We start from the raw sequence: 20344 nt of genomic DNA, 5'->3' as shown, positions 1-20344 counted from the left end.
CTTTTTATAAGGATAAAATAGTTCATTTTTTTCAATATTAAGTATAAATACTGCTGTCATATCAGTATTTCCGCAAACTAATTCTTCAGAAGTAAAGAATTACTTAACTTATATTCAGCAAATATCAATCATTTGCCTGAGCAACAAATGAAAACTTTAATCGGAAAGAATCTTAACTATTAACTTTCTATTTTCCAACCTCACATAAAGTGACCTGATACGAAAGTAACGGCTGGGGCTGGTAAGCGGAGGGACAGCTTAACATCATGTAGATAGCAGTCAGGCCATTTGACCTTCTAACTTAATAACCATGATGCGCCAAACGCCTGTAAAGCAGAGGCTGGTGAAAGTGTGCGCGTTTCTATAACAACATTGTTGCCATATTGCCCTTTTAATGCTGGATAGAGCTGTCCATCATACGCAAGTGCTAGCCCATCATCAAACCAAAATAGAGGTAAATGCCGATTGCCAACATCAAAACAAAAATGACCGATAGCATTAAGATCTGTAGATTTAAGAACGATACAAGCACATGGTTTGATATATATCTGTATGGCGACCTCTGGAGAAGAATACACAAACTCTCCATCATCAAGAGCAGTACCGCCTGTCCGATGGAGGCGCACAAATCGGCCATCCCTTGTCTCACGACTCAAAACAGTCTTGTTGACTTCATACCAGTCAATCGCCAGTAGGTCTATGACCGAAGGATCAATTTCAGATGGAGTGATTAAATTTCTTTCTATAACAAGCATATCATATCGGATAAACAGATCGCAATTTTTAAGATTTTTCCCTTAATCAAGACAGCCATCTGTTTTTTATATCATTGATTTTTAATGACCAGTTTTATTATTAAACAGCACCTTACTGATGCGCAGTTCCTCCCCCTGTATAATCTGGTCAGAGGGCTGTCCACAAGTACATACAAACCGGTGATAATGTACTTCAAAATTCATTGCACATACTTTGCAGTAAGCAATGATGGGTAATAATTTCACCTCGAGCTCCAGATCCTGAAACAACGCTTCATCAAACACGTAGGCTTCAAAAGCATTCTGAATCAGGATAGGCTGAATATTACATAACAATCCAGCCTCTATCTCCACTTTGATAATATCTTGCATCCGACCCGGATAAGCTTCCTCCAAGGTGCTAAAGATATCCTTTACGATCGATAGCTCATGCATCCACAACCTCCTTTTTTTTCGTCTTAGGACGAGCCTTAACCGCATTCGTTTTTTTAAGAGCAGGCCGTTTTTTCACCTCTTTAACAACCTGTACTGGAGCAGCTTCCCTAGTACTTTCCTCAAGTTGATCTTCAGCAATACCTGCAAGTCTAGACTCTTCCTTGATATGTTGTGTAAAATCCCAGCATAATTGTCCGAGCATACCCATAAAATCGTAAAGCAGCTCGCCATCATTTCCTAAAGCCCGCAACATGACAATATCATCCGCAGCTTTTGTGAAACCGTACGTAATATCACTGTAATCCAAAGTCATAATTTCATCCAGCTCTTCCTTCAGTTCTTTCGCAAATAGGGCCGAAAAAATAAAAGTTGCCTGATGCGTATATCCTTCAAAGAATAACAGGCCTGTTATCGGTTGTTTTGCAGGTGACAGGAACTGGTTGTCCATCAGGATCAGCTTGTTGTTGCGGTATATCTTCGTCGTACTGTGTAGGCTGTTGAACAAAAAAGCCTCATTCATGTGTATACGCCCAGCACCGACAACATCCGCCCAGATCAAAACTGCATTACCTTCAAGATAGACACTGTTTTCATTTTTAAATATCGAATCCTTAAAAGGAGTAACTGGATGTGGAATATAATGAAAGACCGCGTCGTGTGCGATACGTGCAACAGTTGTCTGTCGGGCTCCGCGTTTCATCGGATGAAGTTTATTGAAAGACTGTGTAAAAAGCTTCAATTGCGTGTCAGCTTTCATATTGATCTCAATATCCAAAGTATCATCATCCATAATACCGGGAGAAGCACTCATGATAATCATTTCCAGATGCTCCTGTAGCTTTGGGGCACCATAATGTGTGAGCTTATAAGGAGCATTGTGACAGCTTTCTTTCAATACACTATAGGTTCCCTCTTTAGCTACGTTTAGCTGAATTACACTTTCCATCTTATTCTTATTGCTCTAACAATGCATATTTTTTCAACCAGCCTTTTACATCTTCCAATCCTTCCAAGGTCATGAGGTTTGTAAAAATAAAAGGTCTTTCGCCACGCATGCGTAAGGTATCCTGACGCATCACTTCCAGATCGGCATGTACATAAGGAGCCAGATCGATTTTATTAATGATCAATAAGTCGGAACGTGTAATACCCGGACCGCCTTTACGGGGCATCTTTTCTCCTTCACCTACATCGATGACGAAAATACTGACATCAGCAAGATCTGGGCTAAAAGTAGAAGTCAGATTATCACCTCCACTCTCCACAAAGATCAGTTCTGTATCCGGAAAACGGGTGGCCAGTTCCTCCACTGCTTCAATATTCATCGATGCATCTTCACGGATCGCGGTATGCGGACAACCGCCTGTTTCCACTCCGATAATACGTTCTGCCGGAAGAGCCGAATTTTTTTGAAGAAATTGCGCATCTTCACGCGTATAGATGTCATTTGTCACAACACATATGCTGTAATCAGTAGACATCGATCTTACCAGTCGTTCAATCAAGGCAGTTTTACCAGACCCTACAGGTCCGCCTACGCCTACCTTGACGTAGTTTCTTGTTTCCATATGATTATGAAATATAAATTCGTGTATATAATTTTTCGTGCTGCATACAGCGTATATCTTGCGCCACGCAGCAATTACCGATAAGCCCCTCATCCATATTCGGTTGCTCAGCAACCAAACGGTTAATTAAAGGCTGAAGTTTAAAAAGAATCTGTTGTGCATCCATCTGACTGATCGGAACAAGTTTCGCACAGTTGGTCATCATGCCGTTAAGTGCATTATAGTAAAATGCACTGAGCGCATCCTGATAGCTTATTTTTAACGCATGCGCATACATGGCGAATGCTAACGCATAATGACCATGCAGCTCATTGCTGCTGATCGACTGCAGGTAATTAGAACAGCGTTTTACAGGATGTAGTTTTTCCGTCAATTTCAAAAAGCGAATTCCAAGTTTCTTACTGGCTTCCCTTATTTCATAAGGCGCTTTTAGCACCGTAACCAATTCATCAAGCGCTGCGATTTTCTGCTTAGAAGCACGCTTCACGCAGAGTGTCCAGGCCTTTGAAAAAAAAGCGGCGTCATTATAATAAAAATTATGCTCCAACATGGTTCTTGCATATTCTTCGGCAGATTTGCTATCCTTTACAATATCTTTTGTAATGTAGGTTTCCAATCCATATGAATGCGTAAATCCTCCAATAGGAAATACCGAGTCATTGATCTGCAACAGCGTTAATAATGGATTCATATGCTTGTTATAGTCCTAGTTTTATTTTCATTTTTCCTGAAGTATACTGATGGATCACCAGAGTACTCGTTTTTTCTATCACCCGCGTTTCGATCGTCGGCTCTAGCCCCCTACGGCAGAGCAGATCAAACAAAGGTTTTTCAAATGCTGTTATAACTTCTTGCCGATCGTTGATAAAAACGGGAACATGTCGATTTCCGATTTCAAAACAAGCGTAGGCCATCTGCTTTGGGCCATTTGCTCGAAATACAAGACAAGAACAGGGCAATATCTTGACCGCAATACAAAAACCAGCCTTTTCATCACGGTAGAGTACATCACCATCCGACAGTTGCCGGGAGGATAAATTTTTGAAACCGATTTCACGTCCCCCTACTGTAATTGCCCGAATGATTTTTTTTGTGGTGTCGAACCATTCCAACTGAAGGAAGTCCACCTCCAGTTGGAAGGATCCGCTAGCGATATTGCCCAAGATTGTTCTTGCCAGTAGCATAAATCCGATTTTCTTTAAAATAAGAAGAAACGTTGTGCCATTGGCACTTCATGTAGAGGTTCGCAGATGGCCAAAACACCATCTACCGACACTTCGTAAGTTTCTGGATTCACCTCGATATTTGGTGTTGCATCATTATGCACCATATCTTTTTTACGTACTGTACGGCAACCTTCTACCGGTAGACTCACACGTGACAAGTTTAATTTCGCGATGTTGCCATTTTCCAAAGAAACTTTGGAAACAAAGTTGAAACACAACTTCTGTAATGCTTTACCGTGCACTCCAAACATCGGGCGGTATAAAACAGGTTGCGGTGTAGGGATAGACGCATTGATATCACCCATTTTAGCACCCACAATCATACCCCCTTTAATGATCATTTCTGGCTTCACACCAAACATTGCAGGTTTCCATAATATCAAATCGGCAATCTTACCCGGTTCAACAGAACCGATGTATTGATCGATACCATGCGCTTTAGCAGGATTGATCGTATATTTAGAAACGTAACGCTTCACACGGAAGTTATCATTGTCTTTTCCTTTATCTTCCGCTAATGCACCACGCTGAATTTTCATCTTGTGTGCCGTCTGGAAAGTACGTGAAATTACCTCACCTACACGTCCCATCGCCTGGCTATCTGAACTCATAATCGAGAACACCCCCATATCCTGCAAAATATCTTCTGCCGCAATACTCTGTGGACGGATACGTGAATCGGCAAACGCCACATCTTCCTTCACGTTTTTATCCAAGTGATGACAAACCATCAACATATCCAAATGTTCTTCTACCGTATTTACTGTAAAAGGTTTTGTTGGATTGGTCGATGCGGGTAAAATATTAGGATACATCGCAATTTTGATGATATCCGGCGCGTGACCACCGCCCGCTCCTTCCGTGTGGAAGGTATGGATCACACGGCCATCAATAGCCGCAACTGTATCTTCTAAGAATCCCGCCTCGTTCAGCGTATCCGTATGGATGGCAACTTGCACATCGTATTTATCCGCAACAGTAAGCGCGGCATCAATTGTCGCTGGAGTAGCACCCCAATCTTCGTGGATTTTCACCCCCAGTGCACCCGCTTCAATTTGCTCAATAATAGGTCCAGTAGTCGATATATTACCTTTACCAAAGAAACCTACGTTGATCGGCAAGTTTTCAAAAGCTTCAAACATACGCTCCATATACCATTTACCAGAAGTCACCGTGGTTGCATTGGTACCATCAGCAGGACCGGTTCCACCACCAATAAAAGTGGTGACACCACTATAAAGTGCTGTTTCTACCTGTTGTGGCGAAATAAAGTGGATGTGTGTATCAATACCACCTGCAGTTAAGATATGTCCCGCACCTCCATGCACCTCTGTAGACCCGCCGATCACCATGCCTTTGGTAATACCATCTTGAACATCCGGGTTACCCGCTTTACCTATACCCACGATCTTACCATCTTTAATACCGATATCACCTTTCACAATACCCCAGTGATCGATGATAATTACATTGGTGATACAGAAATCCAGTACATCTTCATCGCGCATCGCACGGGCAGATTGGCCCATACCATCACGGATTGTTTTACCGCCACCAAATTTATTTTCTTCACCATATACACCAAAATCTTTCTCGATTTCAATGAAAAGCTCTGTATCTGCCAAACGCACCTTATCGCCCGTCGTTGGACCAAATAATGCAGCATATTTATCACGAGGGATATAAAGCTCCCCATCTATATACTTAACCGACGATTTATCTAAACCCAGTTTATCTAAACCAAGAGCGTCAAGTCCTACAATCGAACCTAAAGTACCCATTCCGACTACTTTAATCCACTCTCTTCTATTCCAACCTGCCATAACTATTTCGAATCTTTAAATTCCAATTTTTTCGCTTTCTCCAATGCGGCTTTCTTAACCTTTGGATCGGTATATTTACCGTTGGTCAAGCCATTAAACCCGTGGATCTCTTTGTTACCTCCCATTTCGACCAAGATCACTTTCTTTTGTTCTCCGGGCTCAAAACGTACCGCTGTACTCGCAGGGATATTTAAACGCATTCCAAAACTTTCCTCACGGTCAAAAGACAACATTTTATTCACTTCAAAAAAATGATAATGAGAGCCAACCTGAATCGGGCGGTCACCTACATTTTTCACGGTAACACTTGTCGTTTTATAGCCGACATTCGCTTTTATTTCTCCTTTTTTAAGGATATATTCTCCTGGTATCATATCGTATACGTTATTAAATTAACGGATTGGGTTGTGAACCGTAACCAATTTCGTTCCGTCCGGAAAGGTTACTTCAATTTGTACATCGTGAATCATTTCCGGAACACCCTCCATCACCTGGGAACGCTTCAATAATGTCGTACCATACTGCATCAGTGATGCCACAGACTTACCGTCACGTGCTTCTTCCATAATCTGTCCGCTGATGTAAGCGATACATTCCGGATAGTTTAATTTTACCCCTCTTTTTAATCGCTTGGCAGCAAGTTCCCCTGCCAAGTGGAGCAAGAGCTTCTCTGTTTCTCTCGGTGTTAAATGCATATTGATTGATTTAAATTCAAAGCTTTTTATTAATAAAAACATCTTGGATATGTTCAATTACAGTAAGCATAGCATTACCTATCACCTGAACCCACCCTATCGATGTGTAAAAAATTTATAGTGCCGGTATCGTAAAATAAGTTCCTAATGTAAGGCGGTTAAACTGTTGTTGAGCGCGATCAAACTGACGATCAAAAGACACCGTATTGCCGACGTAACCCAGATAAAACCGTAAATCCTGTTTTTTAAACGGTTTATGCTGTAAAGCCGCAAAATAGGTCCAGTTTTGACGGAAATTAGCATCAATGTTTGCATCCTTATCCATTCCAGCTGTTTCATCTGCTCCTTTCAGAGCAAGCTCCCATTTATCCGTAAGCATTCTATCGTAACGGACCACAATAGACTTGTAAGTCACATCCTGAGCCAGCACACGATCGGAATTCGTGCGCGCATAAAAGTCATTCATCGCAGCAGATGCGATCAAAGCATGATCTACCGCCAGATAACTATACTGCAGATCCACATACAGCATGTCTTTATCTGTTTTAAATTTATTAGCCAAAGAGATCCCGTGATTGGTTTTATTTTGAGCAAACTGCGAAATATTATAAGACCACTTTGTACTGATCTTTTTATTCCAGAACGATCCGATCCAGGTAGCATAAGCCCCAATTGGTGTTTTAGACGCTTTCAAGTCACCCATTGCATAACCGTTTTTGGTATGCAGATCCACAAAACTGTCGTTGATTGTATTATAAACCTGTACGTTTAGCGAGTGGTCAGGATTAAGCTCATAAGAAAGCGTTCCCCCTACCACAAAAAGATTAAGAATACGGTCCACATAATCCGTGAACATAAATTCATAGATCGGATTATTTTCAAACTCGTAACTTCCGACCAAAGCACTTTGCTTTCCGGCAGTAACAGACCATTTATAATCCTTTCCAAATTTATATTTGATGTAAGCCATATCCAATGCCCGCGAAGCATTGTCCTGACTTGTAGGTGTAAACGGACGGTTTAAACGAAAACGAACACGATAAGAGAGTTGGTCATTATAATCACCGTGAAGCAAAATACGGGCTTCATCCAAATTAACTTTATTACTGCGCTCATTATCGCCCATGGACTCAACATTTAATCCTGCGCGTAAAAGCACATCCAGTTTAAAAAGATCTGCACGGGCAGGTTCCTTGCTTTTCAAGGAGTCAGCCTCTTGTTGTATAAGCAATGCCGCAGGCCTCTCCTGTGCTGTGACCAGTAACGAGATAGCAGGGGAAAAAAATAACGTCGTCGCGATTAATGCTCTTATGTTCATGAGAATAACTTGTTTTTCAATAACAATGAAGATGCATGAGCATATGAAATGCTGCAGGATAACAGCGTACTCATGACATGTTCATTATCTGTACATTCGCACAAGTATATCACAAAGAGATAAAAATGTGATAAGAGCGAAATTAGAGCGAGATTAGAAAACTTAATCAATCTTTCCATTCGCTGTCTATACCCTCATTTTTCGACTATTTATTTGATTAAGAGCACAAATTGTTACAAAAAAGAGACAAAAATGTCTATAAATGCAGAATCCCGATAGCGATGTTAGGCACTACCGGGATTCTATATTAGAAATTTCTTAATGAGGTTGCTTGAACTTACTTCAATTTATGCTTCACACCTTCGAAAGTCATTTTTACGGGATTAATGTAACCATTCGCATCAAATGTCATCACATCGATACAAGTTTCTCGTTCATTCGCACCCGTTTTTCCTAATGGCCTGCGGTGATACACGATATAATATTGATCTTTATTTGGTACCTTGATCACCGAATGATGTCCCGCCCCAGTTGCGATTGCAGGATCCTGTTCCAAAATGGTACCTATTCGTTTAAAGGGACCAAAAGGAGAATCCGCAATAGCGTAGGCTACCTTATAATTCGGAAGACCCCAACCTCCCTCAGACCACATAAAGTAGTATTTATTATTGCGAATAAACATAAACGGACCTTCTACATAGTTTTCAGGAGTTACCTCCTTATAGATCGTTCCATCATCAAAAGGAACTAAACTCTTAAAATCAGGGCTTAATTTGACCACATTACAATGTTGCCAGCCACCATAGTACATATAATATTGTCCATCTTTATCTTTAAAAACAAATTGATCAATAGGTTGTGCCCCATTCACAATATCATTAATTAACGGTTTCCCAAGCAGATCTTTATAAGGACCTTGCGGCTTGTCAGCAACAGCTACGCCGATACCGCCAATTTCGCCTTTGTGCACATCATTCGCACCAAAAAATAAATAGTATTTCTTGTCTTTCTGAAAAACACTTGGTGCCCACATCGCTTTTTTAGCCCATTTTACTTCAGCCGTATCAATGATACGGTGATGCTTTTTCCAGGTGACAAAATCTTTTGATGAAAACGCATCAAAGAATATCTGATCTTCATATCGCGCAGAATAGGTCGGAAAAACCCAATACTCATTGTTATATATAATACCTTCAGGATCGGCATACCAACCTGGAAATACAGGATTTTGTTGCGCATAGACAGGTTGTGAAATGTAGAGGACGAAGCCTGCAAGGAAATAAAAAAATACTTTCATCATTAAAAGGTTTTAGTAGCCTTGAAAGTAGGAAATATTAGTTAATATTCCAATTTATGGTCATACAAAATCTATCTAAAGAACGAGTATTATTTCGACAGAAATCCAAATCAACCTACTATGCTTCCCCAAGAATCAAAAAATATTCTTTGAGGTATGATGACTGACAAAGCCCTACTCTTTTTCATTTTCTGAAATGATCAAACCGATGTCATCTCCTCTCCCACATTCCTATACACGAGCAAAGCTGCCGCCAAATCTTCAATTGCCAATCCCGCCGATTTAAATAAAGTGATTTCATCTGATGATGATCTTCCCATAATTTCACCACAACAAAGTTCTTTGATATCACCTTTTATACTTGCAGGATCCAGTACACCGGTTGCAATGGGGATCGCAAGTTCTCCCGTCTCGTGGAGCGCTCCCGCGCGCGAATCCACAAAAATGCTACTTTTAAGAATGGCGCTATCATCTACTTCACGCGTTTTAGGCGTATGTGATCCAATGAGATCCAAGTGTGTTCCAGCCTTAATCCATTCCCCGTTTATCAAAGGTTCATGACTAAGCGTCGCACAGGAGATTACATCTGCCCTACGCACAGCCTCTTCCAGCTTATCGGCATACACAACATTACGAAATCCCGCCTGCTGTAAGTTCAATACCAGATCTCCACCTTTCGATTCGTTTCTTGTCCAGATCAAAATTTGGTCATACGCACGCACAGCCGAATGCGCTTGCACAAGATGTTGCGCAACTTTCCCTCCTCCGACAATCAGTAAGATTTTTGAATCATCTCGAGCTAAATAAGAAGCCGCTAAAGCAGAAGTACAGGCTGTTCTTCGGGAAGTCAACCCTGCCGCATCCATCTGTGCCAAAGGTTTTCCAGTGACCGCATCCAACAACGTATACAAGGCATGAATAGCCGGGAGGTTTTTTCTGTGATTCTCGGGAGCGACAACAACCTGCTTGATTCCGATATAATTGTCCGTCCACGAAGGCATCAAAATAAGCGTATTTTCAATTCCCTCAGCATTTTGATAAAAGTGATGGTGCCGAACAGGCATCGTAAATGACGATTGAAAAATCTCGCGCAGCGCTTCAATCAATTTATCATATTTAAGTATAGATTCAATCGTTTCTTTATCAATGATTTTCATATTTTCAACAGCATTTGGTAAAACCATAAACATAGCGAATAATTAGCGCGTCAGATCCTTATAAACTAACCATTCATCACCGTTTTTTACCCAAAGCGCCATAAGTGCCTAATTAGCATTTAACGCTTTGGGTAATCAGCAACTGTAATTATCACGATAAAACCTACAATACCCCGATCTAAAGTCCTGTTGTAGGTGGTCCAGATGAGTTTATTGCAGCCACGTTTGTGAGCTTAACTTCCACCTCAAATGTTCCCTCCATCAGGACACGAAAGCCAAAAACAGGATTGATATTATGATTGGGATGCCCATCCATCGCGGCAAAGCGCATCGGGATACGGTAATAAATATTATAATCCCAATTTGTCTTACCGTCATTGAATTTTGTTAACGGAAACGGAGCCACTTCATAATCACATACTAATGCTGTATTGGTGGCAACAACCGGATTGAAACGAACATGCGATTCAAACGTCGGACGATCTCCCCGTTTGATCACTTGCCCAGCACTTGGATCCCATGCACGACCATTTTTATCAACAACTTTTAAGATTACACGTGCCCCCTCGTCAGAGACTTTTGTACAGGTTAATTTGATATTACTATTATAAGCCGGAGTAAATGTTTCAGATGCATTAGACCCTGTCAATGAAGCATAAGTCAACTCGAAAACATCCTCTAAAAAAGGTTCGATGACATGGATCTCGGCAAATGATTTATAAATTTTAGTACCCTTGCGATTCGTTGCCTGCAAATCAAACGTATAGATACCTAAAGGTAGATTTGCAGATGCGCGATTAAAACTGATCTGTCCACTGATCGGACTAAATTCCATTGGCGTCACCTTCTTCGTTTCCCGCTTAGCTTTCAGAAGTGCAACAGTGGTATCCGTTGCCGCATTGAAAGTCATGCCTTCCTTAAAAACTTCAATTTCGTACATTTTAGTAAATTCCTCAGGTGCAGGCTCTCCCGTCAACTTATTCCGCAGATTTAACATTTTAAATTCAAATGGTGGAGTCGATCCATCTGCATTGATCCGATCCGAAAGTGTGAGCGTCATCCCTCGCTTACAGTAGATCACACTGTCCCGATATCGAATGGTATCACTCAAGAAACCTTCCTCTATTTTGGAACAGGAAGATATAATTATACCGATCATTATTCCTAATAAGATCGCGTACCTTGTTATATTATTCATTTTCATTAGCCTATATTTTTTAAAATCCCTCCGAATTAATTGGAAGCCATTCTTTCTTTATTAAAAAATAACCGATGATCACCGTGCAATACATGTATGACACCCGTTGTCGTAATGATTCCTGAAGTCTGTACATCAATGCGTTCATCACGCTCTGCTTCCGGGATCGCATTTTGGTTTGGTTCTTCCGAATCCAGCGTTCCACGTACTCTCGTATAATATAAATAATCAACATAATCGACATAGGAACTGTAATCTCTTGTTCGTCTCAACCCCAACTGAAATCGCACACCAGGAATAGGACCATACAAATTGGTAAAATAGGCTCCATTCACATCCAGCTGAGCACGCTCTATTTTTCCATTAAACATATATATCTTCAACGAATCCAATCGTTTTGGGTCAATATCATCAATCGTAAAAGAAATATTCTCATCGCCAACCTCTGCGATACGCTGCTGTTTTTTAGCACTTACATATTCCGCTACGCCCCAATTTGTTGTCGCATAAAAGGTAATATCACTGTTCACCAGCTCTTTTAAATTTGCTCGGTCAATGATCCGTACCAAAGAATCAAATTTTGGATGCGATGCCAGAAAATCATAAGTTGTCATATTCACTTTCGCCTGATGTATCCCCCCATCGTTGATGTAATCATCTTTCGTGCAGGAGGTCAATAGATGAAAAAACAGTAGAGCAAATAATAGGTGTGCACAAGTTTTATTTATTATTTTAGTCATCATTTCTAAAGAATTTATGTTTCAAAATATGTCATTAAATCTTTCCTCGCCAGTATTCTGTCTGAACCAAAAGTCTATTCTCACTAAATAAACGAGGATCTACTGGCCAGAAAAAACCACCTTGTTTAAAGCGAGCTTCTGTCAGCCAAGTGATATGGTCCGAGTAAGTTCGTGTACGGATCATATCAAAAAATAGATGACCTTCCAGATACAGCTCTTTTCCCCGTTCGATCATATATTCTTTCATCACTTCCGTTTTTGCCAGCCCCGGCTTTAATAAACTTGAGGGATCACCTCCGTAACGTGTTCTTGATGCATTGATGATGGTAATCGCTCGACTAGGATTATTTTGGTAGAGCGCTATTTCCGCCTGCAACAATTTGATATCGCTCAACCGAAACAAAATCAAATTATTACTATTATAGGGTTCAAGCTGCTGTCCCGGGTTCCTAAAAACTATATTGCTATACTTAACACATACGGGTTTATCCGTCGTATAATTGACAAAATTATTTTTGAAGCGCACATCCAATGTATCTAGCCCCCGAGATTGTACAGCCTCCCAGACCCATTGTCTGATATCTTCATGCCATACCCAATCCTCTTTTTCTTCGATCTTATAAAAATGACTACTCAAATAAGCTGGTTTGGTGAAAAAATCGGCCGCTGCACCGTACGTTGGGATATAGTTATTATTCAAAAATTTCATCCCGATATGTGCGCTCGATCCTTCTAACGTATTCTCACTGACATTCAATTCAAAAATACCCTCGCTCGATCTGCCCTTAAAAATATCACCATATTTTGCGGTATCAGTAAGCGCGTAGCCACCTTGCGCAAGCAAGGTATTGATGGTCGTATCCGCACTATGGACATCGCTCAAAATGGGATTGTTAGATGTTAAATCAGTTGTCGTCGCCCGCCACAGATACAGGTGTGCCATTAGAGCATAAGCCGAACCTCTGTTTGCTGTAACAGCGCGTTCTGCTGCTGTTTTATAGCCCCAGCTCAAAAAATTTATAGCATGGCGACAATCTTCCTCGATCTGCTTCATCACGTCTATGCGAGCGGTTCTTCCCAGATGAGGTGCACTGATCGGATCATCATATGCCTCCGTAACAAGGGGCACATCTCCCCAAATTTTGGTCAACATGAAATAAGAAAAAGCACGAATAAAATAAGCTTGTCCCATGATTTTCTTTCGGAAAGCCTCCGGATCTGCCTGTTCTAAAATCAAAATATCATTCGATACCAAAGGCATTTCTTTGAGAATGATATTGGACATCGCTATTGTTTTATAAAACACGGTCCAATTGCCATAAGACTGTGCAAAATAATTGCTGGTCCAATTTCCTTTTCCAATTTCTGGATGGCTGTAGCTATCCCGATTGATGCCGATATAAATATCCGGAGTCATATCCCCATAGATATAATAACGGTTTCCAACTCCATAGAAACCATCCATCAAGGCATTTCTTAACAGCGCATAATTTCCCGCTATCGCAGTTTCTCCTGCCTTTGGATCTTTCCAATACACCTCCTTATAGGTCGAATTTCGAGGCTCCTCTTCCAAAAATTTGTTGCATGACATCGTGCTCAAGCCGATAGCTGCAAGCAGGACCCATTTCCAATAATTGATTATAAATAATGTTTTCATGATGCTCTAATTAAAATTGTAACTCTACACCAAACGTGAACTTCCGCGGGATAGGATAACCATTACCTTCATATTCACCATAATAATTTACAGCCTCGGCATCCGGTAATCTTTTCGAACGCTGGAACATCATTAAATTATCAACGATACCATACATCCGAATACTTTTCATTCCCCATCCCGACACTAAACGATTAGGCAGACTGTACGAAAGACTCACACTTTTCACTCTGAAATAATCACCTTTATCCATGAAAAATGTTTGACCAGCAACGGTATAATAACGCCAAGACCCTAAAGGATAAGCCGGATAATCTGCTCGATCGCCCGGTTGGCGCCAGATATTGATCTTACTAAAATCTGGTGTTGCATACTGCGCAAAACCACTGGTTGAATTGGTTGCTGCACCATTCTCAAATAGATCCGATTGATACAGATTGAGCACATCCCTATCGAACAAAAAGGTGAAGAGCACACCAACATTAAAATTCTTCCAGGTCACATTATTTGTCCAACCACCCGTGAATTTGGGATTTGGATCACCGAGCGGAAGTTTGTCCGGGTTTATACCATCATTAAAAGGATCGATCATGTAATCTCCGTCCACATCTCTGATCCACATATCACCCGGAGCATAGGGACTGCCTCCAGCATTAAAACGGTCTCCTGTTAAGGGATTTATCGGAATATCATTAAGTGTTGAGTATATTCCTAAAGTTTGGTACAAGTAGAAGGTATTAATCGGGCTACCCACCGATAGAATATGTGTTTTATCAAATCGCGAACCCGCGACCACTAAGTCCCGTCCCGAATTAGGAAGGTTCATAATTTTATTCCTCACATACGAAACATTCAACCGGCTAAACCACTGAACAGGACTGGTCCTTGGAAGCGGATTGGCCATCAAAACCACTTCAGCCCCATAATTACGTACGCCGACTGAATTGGTCAATGCCCGGTCATATCCGGTTGTCACAGGCAGTGCCACGTCAAATAAAGATTGTTTATTTTCCTTATTAAAAACGTCCAGTGCAAAAGAAAAACGACCGTTGGCAATCTCACCGTCCAAACCTATGTTCCATTGCATAGAGCGTTCCCAGCTAATATTAGGTTGCGCCACACCATCTACCAGATTGGGTGTTATCGCCGTAACACCATTATAAGAAGTCCCATTGTCATTTCCCCAGAAATTTCCAGCATTGACCCTGTAAAGATTGTACTGTAGATAATTATTTCCTGGCAATCCACCTGTTGTGCCTATACTAGCACGGAGTTTTAACATTGAAAACGGAGACTCCTCTTCTTTCATAAAAGATTCTTCCGAAACGAGCCATGCTACCGATGCCGAAGGAAAATAACCCCACTTATTACCCATTCCAAAACGAGATGATCCATCGCCACGTATACTGGCTGACAGTAAGTACCGGGAGTCATAGTCATAGGCCAACCGTGAGTAAAAAGAAGCCATACTGTAAGCTTGATAATCGGAAGTAGCAGTCAAATAGCGTTGCTGAAAACCTTGTATCACTTTGATTTGGTCTGAAGCACCATTCGAAGCTCCAGCCCCTACTGACCGGTATTGATTATATTCCAGATCACTTCCCAAGATCATACTCAGGCTATGTTTATTAAATTCTTTATTATAACTAAAGTAATTAGAAGCCAATACATTGACTTGATTGTCCGAAAACACATCCTGTCTGTTACCTGTAAAATTTGCTACTGAAGATGGGGTACTTACATCACGTCTACTGTTTGAATAGATATATGACGTTTGGGACGTAAATTTCAACGCTTTTGAAAAATCATACCCTAGATTTAAGTTAAATGTAAATTGATTACCCGTATTCACATCCGAATCATCATTATACATCCCAAGAAGATAATTTTTTCGTGTCTCACTTAGGTTGAAATAAGATGCCGGCGTGTATCGAGCCGTCACACCAACTCCGCCGCCACCCGCTCGAGTACGTTCTGTACGCGAATAAGCAACAATCGGGTTGATCATCAAACGTTCATGCAGCGCTTTTGACATTAAGTTCAATCGGGTTGAATAGCGCTTAAATCCTGTAGCCTTGACAATCCCTTTCTCATCATATAATCCGGCACTGAAACGATAATTAGAACCTCCTGCTCCTCCTCCACTTAAACTCAGATCTGCATTATTAACCATTCCTTTCCGATAGTACATATCCTGCCAATCGGTAGATCCGTTAAAAGCCGGATTTAAACTATCCGTAAGCAGAAAAGAAATGTTTCGATTCTCGATATCAGGCCGATATTGCTGTAATTCTTCTAAGATGCGCATTTTTTGCCTTCTCTCTTCTGCTCCTAAGGCCACATCCCGCAATTCAGGTCGTTGTGTCAATCCGGTATACGCCGAAACCATTACTTGTGGCTCTCGACTGATGCCTTTTTTTGTTGTGATCAGGATCACACCACTGGAAGCTCTTGATCCATAAATAGCAGCGGCAGAAGCATCTTTCAGTACATCAATACTTTCAATGTCCTGCGGATTTATTCCAGCTATAAAATTTGTACCCGTGCCTGTTACAGGAGAAGTATACTGTTGTGGTGGTTGAGGAACTCCATCTACAACATATAGCGGTGCATTTCCGACACTAAACTCATCGTACTCTCTATTCAAACTGGTATTGCCCCGTACTTGAACCGTGGGAGATGCGCCCGGCTCTCCAGTAAAATTCTGCACATTTACCCCCGATAAACGTCCCTGCAGGAGTTGGTCAAAACTGGCCGCTGGCAGATTTGCCAATTCTTTTCCGGAGATACTCGAAATTGCGGCGGTAGATTTCTTTCGGGAGATTTTTTGATAACCAATGACAACGGTTTCATCTAAGGTGGAAAATGTCGTATTCAATTCGAAATTGAGCGGAGACTCCGAACTGAATTTTAATCTCTTTGATTCATATCCAAGCAAGCTTGCCTCGATAACGTCTCCCGGCTTTGCTACCATCGTAAATTCTCCTGTGCTATTGGTTTGTGCACTGATCTGCGTAGACAAATTTCTCAGCGTAGCTCCGACCATTGCACTTCCTGAAACATCCCGAACTACGCCTGTTACCTGTTGAGCAAATGAGTCAAACGAAAGGAGAACCACGAGGACTAATAAAAGACCTGCGTTTTTCATAAATTAATTTGGTTAGTTAATATTAGTTGTTAATAGATAACCGAAGATAAAGTAGAATGAGGTCCAAATTCAGTCCGAATTTAACCAATCGCACTTCGATTGTGACCAAAAATTAGAATTGGAAAGAAATAATAAAGGGGTACTTCGCCAAGCAAAGTACCCCTCAAAATTTTTAGCACCTATTGTAATTATTTTAATGTAACATCCAGATAAACTGAGTGCCGTCCATAAGTATCATAGAATGGTTTAAAATCAATCCCATCAATCTTGAACGCTAAACTTTGTGGATCACCTGATATAGATTTGCTGATATCCTTCGCATCCAACGTCACTTTACGCCAATCTTTTCTTGCTTCCGGTTCTTGAGCTGCCAACAAGATAGGTCCATAAAATAAGCTGGCAATATTCTGTTGATCCATGACCGGATCTAAATGAAATTGGAAAGGCATTTTCAGCGTAATGCGATCGCCATTCTTCCAGTTACGGCTCAATTTCAAATAAGAACCGGGCGCTGCCTGTACTTTTTGATCTTTACCGTTAATCGTCACATAAAATCCTTTGGTTGCCCAACTCGGTACACGGACATGAAGGTCAAATTTGCCGTTTCCTTTTATGGTCAGCTCCGTGTCGTCCTGTTTTGGAAAACTCGTCTTCTGTTCCACAGTTACCCCGCGCTCTGTCCATTCCAAAGTAGAAGGAATAAATAGATTGACATATAAAGCCTGATCATCCTTGCTTTTAAAATAAATACTATTTTGCAATTTGGTACTACTTTCAATTGCGGTACCATTACAGCAGGTAAAGCCCGTCATATTGGGATTCCCAAATTGCTTTATTGATCCTGGTCTTAGTGGCACATGGTACGTATTAGCCGGAGTATTTTCAGCAACAGACGCTAAAATATGATTATACAATCCACGTTCGTAGTAATCCATATATTCAGCCCGTTGATCAAAAAGAAACAGGTTGCTCGTTAATTTAAGCATATTGTAAGTCGCACAGGTTTCATTCTGTCCCCCTTCAGAAAAACCATTTTCATATAAGGTTGCTGGTTCTGCTGTAAACACCTCCGCATTAGCCGGATTTCGAGCGCCCGCAACTCCTCCTATACTGTACATATAGTCATTAACAGCTTTGTACCAGAAATTGTCTGCTACACGGTAGTATTCCGGAAGATTAGAAACCTGGTATAGCTCGATACTACCCACAATTTGTGGAATATGCTGATTGGCATGCAATCCACGAAAAGTATCGACATTTTTCGCCAATCCATGTGTATGCTGCGCATTGCCAAAGAACATATCAATATTATCAAACAATTGCGCTGTCTTCAAATAGTGGTCCTTATTGGTGATGCGATAGAGATGTGCCATCGTCTCATTCATCCCTCCAAATTCACCGGCTATGTACGTATTCCAAACTTGTATCAGGGTTTCTTTAGGCAATTGACTAAGACGCGCATGCACCCAGTCTGCCATTCCTGTTGCCACTTGCAGTGCCTTTTCATTGCCACTTACTTCATAGATATCAATTAATCCGGCCAAAATTTTATGCAAGGTATAGTAAGGAGCCCATACTTGCGTTTTCTGGCCTCCATACTTCGCACCCTTTTCCAACATTATAAATTGATCGGGCGGATAAGCGCTGATATAGCCTAAACCCCAATTCCAATAATCCGTACGGATACCTTCGTGGCTCAGATCTGAATCATAGGTTGATTTGCCCGGACCATAAGGTACAGCTGTCGGATCCGCTACTGCCACAGCTCCTGCTTGCTGCGGTTTACCCGATAATTGTGCCAGTTCGTAAAGTGTATTGACCATATAGGTCATTTTCTCTGCGAAATTAGCTTGCAAAGTTTTATCATATCCGGTACTTGCATAAGCCTGTGCGATAGCCGTCAAATAATGACCTGTAGCATGTCCTCTAAGTTTGGTATCCTGACTATCCCATACCCCTAAAGGTTTTGCCCCTTCAGGCTGTGGTTTACCAAATGCATCACGAAACATATAGAGAAAAGAGTTGGGATCAGTCGACGCCAATGTGTTGATAAATTTATCCCGATTTTCAATAAATTTTGTTTCTTGGTGCTGCGCATCAGCTTGCAATGAAACCTGACTAAGATCAAAAGCTGCTAATTTCAAACTTGGTGCTGTAGCCTTATTGCCTCCCTTAACAGTTACGATCGCTTTAGGCTGTAAATTTGTTCCGGGAACTCTTCCTGTAATCGTATATCGGCCAGCTTCCAAGACCGTACTGTTGTCGTTTGGCGAAGGCCACAATACCCTGACTTTAGGGCCAACCATCTCCTCTTTATATATTCCCTTTATATAACTTGGTAAACGTGGTAAATCTCCCAATGTGGTTTCCACCTGCACATCTGGCACAGCAACTAAGTAAGCATTATAGAGCTGGGTTTGGGTCAATGGAAACTCAGGAAGATTATCCTCCACTTTGGTCACATTTACGGAGCGATTACTTACTCCACGTTGCGAATTGGTATAAATTCCAGTAAGCTGATTTTTACTTAACGGAACACGATAGATTCGAAAATCATACAACAAGCCATCCAATGTCGGCGATCCTGCCAGCAGTGATTTTCCAATATATAATTTGTTCTTATCTCCAGAAGATCCAAACACTTCGGTCAACTCACGCGGTATCTGCTGCGATTCACCAACGAGTGCAGCATCCACATAAGTCATCATCTTCTTAGCCGGAATATCCACCACAATGGTCAAGTAAACCCACTTATTCAACAGTAATGCTGGAGAAACAGCACCTTTTTGATTATTTTTACCTGCAGTAATTAAACTTTGAAAACCATCTTGAAGGTTTGTTCCAAAAGGAGCAGCAAAGAAATGTTTATGCACATCCTTTCCAAAGTCAAAAAAAACCTGATCTTTTTTTTCCGAACGAAGATACACCCAGCCCGAAATACTCAATGACTCCATATCGGTCAATGCATCAGCAGGGATTTGGATAAAATCATTTTTCTCACCCGATAATGACAGCACTTTTCCAAACCGCTTGTCATTGATAAAAGTAACATCCCGACCAGCAGTAGCATGCAAATTATTCCGAGACCAATCTTTCAGATTTCCATCAAATACATATCGTGCGATCATTCCCGTTTCTCCGATTCCATCCAATATCTGATCACCACTTTGCGCCTGCACGGTACTGCCCCCTTTAGATAGTAGCGTGGCAATGAGGATAAAACGTAAAAAAACTCTATAACTTTTCATTGATATATCATTACTGTGAGCTCGCGAGCTCGGTTTAAATTCTATTTTAGTTTAAACGGCAAGCAAGAAGATTTGAACA

16 protein-coding genes and 1 pseudogene are annotated in these 20344 nt (G+C 41.1%); all 17 read right to left on the bottom strand.

What is annotated here, in order from left to right; translation table 11 throughout:
* Positions 1-296: 296 nt before the first annotated feature.
* The gene (locus tag JAZ75_RS08270) at positions 297-755 is read right to left on the bottom strand and encodes an urease accessory protein UreE (RefSeq protein WP_183917703.1); all 459 of its coding nucleotides are present in this window, start codon (positions 753-755) and stop codon (positions 297-299) included.
* A gap of 81 nt (positions 756-836) precedes the next feature.
* The gene (locus tag JAZ75_RS08265; RefSeq protein WP_208701138.1) at positions 837-1190 is read right to left on the bottom strand and encodes a hydrogenase maturation nickel metallochaperone HypA; all 354 of its coding nucleotides are present in this window, start codon (positions 1188-1190) and stop codon (positions 837-839) included.
* Positions 1183-2136 (bottom strand): urease accessory protein UreD, encoded by a 954-nt coding sequence (locus JAZ75_RS08260; protein WP_208701135.1) that lies wholly within the window; start codon positions 2134-2136, stop codon positions 1183-1185. Before JAZ75_RS08260 ends, JAZ75_RS08265 begins: the two co-directional genes overlap by 8 nt.
* A gap of 7 nt (positions 2137-2143) precedes the next feature.
* A complete protein-coding gene (gene ureG / locus JAZ75_RS08255) occupies positions 2144-2758 on the bottom strand; it encodes an urease accessory protein UreG (RefSeq protein ID WP_132840731.1) in 615 nt (204 codons plus the stop codon).
* Between the two features lie 4 nt (positions 2759-2762).
* Positions 2763-3449, bottom strand: a complete 687-nt coding sequence (locus JAZ75_RS08250; RefSeq protein WP_132769593.1) for an urease accessory protein UreF — start codon at positions 3447-3449, stop codon at positions 2763-2765.
* A 7-nt stretch (positions 3450-3456) separates the two neighbouring features.
* A complete protein-coding gene (locus JAZ75_RS08245; RefSeq protein WP_132840729.1) occupies positions 3457-3942 on the bottom strand; it encodes an urease accessory protein UreE in 486 nt (161 codons plus the stop codon).
* Positions 3943-3956: 14 nt separating this feature from the next.
* On the bottom strand, positions 3957-5807 hold the full coding sequence (gene ureC / locus JAZ75_RS08240) for an urease subunit alpha (RefSeq protein WP_132769597.1): 1851 nt from the start codon (positions 5805-5807) through the stop codon (positions 3957-3959).
* Between the two features lie 77 nt (positions 5808-5884).
* Positions 5885-6181 (bottom strand): annotated as a pseudogene (gene ureB / locus JAZ75_RS08235) (urease subunit beta); the annotation flags it as partial.
* Between the two features lie 18 nt (positions 6182-6199).
* Entirely contained in the window at positions 6200-6502 is a 303-nt protein-coding gene (ureA, locus tag JAZ75_RS08230) for an urease subunit gamma (protein ID WP_132769601.1), read from the bottom strand.
* Positions 6503-6617: 115 nt separating this feature from the next.
* Entirely contained in the window at positions 6618-7820 is a 1203-nt protein-coding gene (locus JAZ75_RS08225; protein WP_208701133.1) for a porin, read from the bottom strand.
* Between the two features lie 337 nt (positions 7821-8157).
* The gene (locus JAZ75_RS08220) at positions 8158-9120 is read right to left on the bottom strand and encodes a glycoside hydrolase family 43 protein (protein ID WP_208701131.1); all 963 of its coding nucleotides are present in this window, start codon (positions 9118-9120) and stop codon (positions 8158-8160) included.
* Positions 9121-9317: 197 nt separating this feature from the next.
* On the bottom strand, positions 9318-10274 hold the full coding sequence (locus JAZ75_RS08215) for an ornithine cyclodeaminase family protein (protein ID WP_208701129.1): 957 nt from the start codon (positions 10272-10274) through the stop codon (positions 9318-9320).
* 178 nt (positions 10275-10452) lie between these two features.
* Positions 10453-11472 (bottom strand): DUF5007 domain-containing protein, encoded by a 1020-nt coding sequence (locus tag JAZ75_RS08210; protein WP_208701128.1) that lies wholly within the window; start codon positions 11470-11472, stop codon positions 10453-10455.
* Positions 11473-11507: 35 nt separating this feature from the next.
* Positions 11508-12215, bottom strand: coding sequence for a hypothetical protein (locus tag JAZ75_RS08205; protein ID WP_208701126.1), 708 nt, complete (start codon positions 12213-12215; stop codon positions 11508-11510).
* A gap of 31 nt (positions 12216-12246) precedes the next feature.
* Positions 12247-13869, bottom strand: a complete 1623-nt coding sequence (locus JAZ75_RS08200; RefSeq protein WP_208701124.1) for a RagB/SusD family nutrient uptake outer membrane protein — start codon at positions 13867-13869, stop codon at positions 12247-12249.
* Between the two features lie 10 nt (positions 13870-13879).
* A complete protein-coding gene (locus JAZ75_RS08195; RefSeq protein ID WP_208701122.1) occupies positions 13880-17017 on the bottom strand; it encodes a SusC/RagA family TonB-linked outer membrane protein in 3138 nt (1045 codons plus the stop codon).
* A 188-nt stretch (positions 17018-17205) separates the two neighbouring features.
* Positions 17206-20265, bottom strand: a complete 3060-nt coding sequence (locus JAZ75_RS08190) for a beta-L-arabinofuranosidase domain-containing protein (RefSeq protein WP_232789384.1) — start codon at positions 20263-20265, stop codon at positions 17206-17208.
* Positions 20266-20344 lie beyond the last annotated feature (79 nt).

The organism is Sphingobacterium sp. UDSM-2020 (assembly GCF_016132525.1).
GTDB lineage: Bacteria > Bacteroidota > Bacteroidia > Sphingobacteriales > Sphingobacteriaceae > Sphingobacterium > Sphingobacterium anhuiense.
Note: the sequence above shows the minus strand (reverse complement) of the source record. Positions and strands in the feature narration are given on the sequence as shown.